Here is a 2,477-nt window from a genome sequence, read left to right as displayed (position 1 = left end):
AGGAGATTATGAAAAAGAAAAGTTTTAGGATGATTATAGTATATTGAGCAGAGCCTAAAGTTTTCTTAAAGTAAGGGCTACCTTAAACTTTAGTCGCATTACCATTTTCATCAAAATGATAAGTTACACCTTTGATAGTACGTGTTTGGTTGGTGACTAGTTCACCAGAGTTTTCATCGTAGTAGTGACCATCTGGTGCAAAAGCGCCTTTGACTTGTCTACCATGATTTGTATCGAAGTAAAGCTTTTGCCCATTAATTTGAACGGCACCAGTAGCGGCTGTACCATCCGCATAGAAGTAGTACCAGTCATTACCCCATTGATAGAAACGATTTTTAATTGCTTTACCGTCATGACCGAAGTAGTAGATTTTACCATCAATGTAATTAATACTGTCTTGCCACATGTCACCTAGTTGGGTGTATTTATAGGCACCCCCTTGACGGAAGTAATATAAATCACCATTGATTTCATGAAGTCCAAGGACTTTTTCACCTTTCTCGTTAATATAGTAAGTTAAGCCTCTGTTATCTTTCACAAACCCAGCTTTGGTTACTTTGCGACCATTATCTTTATCGTAATAGTACTCAGGCATATATACGCCATCTTGACCAAAATCACCTTTGGCTTGTACACCTCGATAGTTGAAGAAGACATCTTGTCCATCGATATTTCGAGCTCCCTTGACTGGTTTACCATCTTTACCTACATAAAACCAATTACCCATGTATTCAACATAACGATTGGTTACAAGGTTTCCTGAATTAATATCGTAGAATGCGTATAAATCACCGTAGGAATCACCATAAGCACCTTTAATCTGTTGACCATTGTCGCGGAAGAATACTTTTTGGCCATTGATAATCTGAGTTCCGGTAAGGTTGTCTCCATTTGCGTTTTTATAATACCAGTTTCCGTTATCATCGCTATAATAACCATTTGGGTTAGGAGCATCCGTACCTACGCCGTTTTCATCAAATCGATAGGTCATACCATTAATTGTTAGAGTGGTGTTAGAGACTCGTGTTCCAGAATTAGGATCATAGTAGCGAAGAATACCATTATCGAGAACAAGCTCTCCTTTAGCTTGACGACCATTAGCATAGAGGTAAACGATTTGACCGTCTATATTGACTTCACCATCTTGAGGACGAATAGCATTTCCATCTTCACCATAGTAGTACCAACCATCAGCTTCTTGGACATAGCGTTTTTTAACGAGTTGACCAGTGACTGAGTCAAAATAATAGCGGCGTGTAATATTAGTAGGGGTACCAAAACCGTTAGTACGTGGTGAATTTTGACCTTCTTCTAGTAAAATGCTGATTCCCTTTTGTAGGACACCAGTATCAACAGGAGAGGCAGCATCACGTGCTTTAAAATAGTAGATGTTACCATCAATTTCACGTATTCCTGTAAATTTAGAACCATCGTTCTTGATGTAAAAGGTTTGGCCTTTTTTATTCTGAACTAGGCCTTCTTTTCGCACCCTTGCACCAGAGTTAGGGTCGTAATAGAAGGTTTGATCTGGATAGCTATAGTCCTTTCCGCTAAAGTCACCTTTGATTTGAACACCTTTATAATCGAAGTAGACTTCTTGACCGTCGATAGTTTGTTCTCCAGTGAGTGGATAGCCATTTTCACCTAAATAGTACCAATTACCTTTGTATTCTAAGTAACGATTGGTTTGAAGTTGACCAGAATTATCATCGAAATAACGACGGAGATCACCAGACCAATTGAAATCTGGCCCTTTAATTTGTTTACCATCTTCGCGGAAAGAGACACGTACACCATCAATAGTTTGGTCGCCAGTAAGGTTTTTACCACTGGCATCTTTATAATACCAGTTGCCTTGGTCATCGCTATAGTATTGACCACCAGTGACATTTGTTTCACTAGCTGAAGCTGTCTCATTGGCAGCTCGGTCTGTAGTTACAGCCTCACGTGTTTGGCCTGCGGCTGATTCTGCAGGTGCTTGACTTTCGCTTGCAGTTGTTAAAGCTGTTTCACTGGCAGTTTCAGAACTTGTTTTAGAAGTTGAGGCTTGTTCTGAGACATTTGTGGTGTTTTCTGTGCTAGCCACATTTTCAGTAGTAACAGGTGCTTCGACAACCTTTGTTTCGACGAGGTCTGCTGTAGTTTCTACATTCGCAGTGGTAGCAGCAGTCACATCAAGGTTTGATGAGTTGTCAACTTTAGCTTCCTCCGCAAATGCAGGCCTTGCGATAAAAGCAAAGCTAGCAAGAGCAGTTGCACATGAGAATGCAATCAGACGTTTTTTGGACTTAGGTCCAGTAAAATTAGAATGTACTTTCATACTTTTTCCTCCATTTCCTAAGTCCTATTATAGCGCTATTTTAGAGACTTTCAAGGAAATATAAGAAATTTAGACAAAAATAAGAAAACGATTACATTGAAAAGTGACTAATAAAGTAAATGTCGCAATTTTAGCAGTCACAAGAGTTTAAAAACAC

1 protein-coding gene is annotated in these 2,477 nt (G+C 39.3%); it reads right to left on the bottom strand.

Annotation, left to right across the window (positions count from 1 at the left end):
• Positions 1–82: 82 nt before the first annotated feature.
• Positions 83–2,320 carry a glucosyl transferase gene (locus HMPREF2979_RS07555; protein WP_070655963.1) on the bottom strand — a complete coding sequence of 746 codons (2,238 nt, stop codon included), beginning with the start codon at positions 2,318–2,320 and terminating at the stop codon, positions 83–85.
• Between the last annotated feature and the right edge of the window lie 157 nt (positions 2,321–2,477).

Origin of the sequence: Streptococcus sp. HMSC078H12 (assembly GCF_001814615.1) — a bacterium.
GTDB classification, from domain to species: Bacteria; Bacillota; Bacilli; order Lactobacillales; family Streptococcaceae; genus Streptococcus; species Streptococcus salivarius_F.
This window is presented reverse-complemented; position numbering and strand designations above follow the sequence as displayed.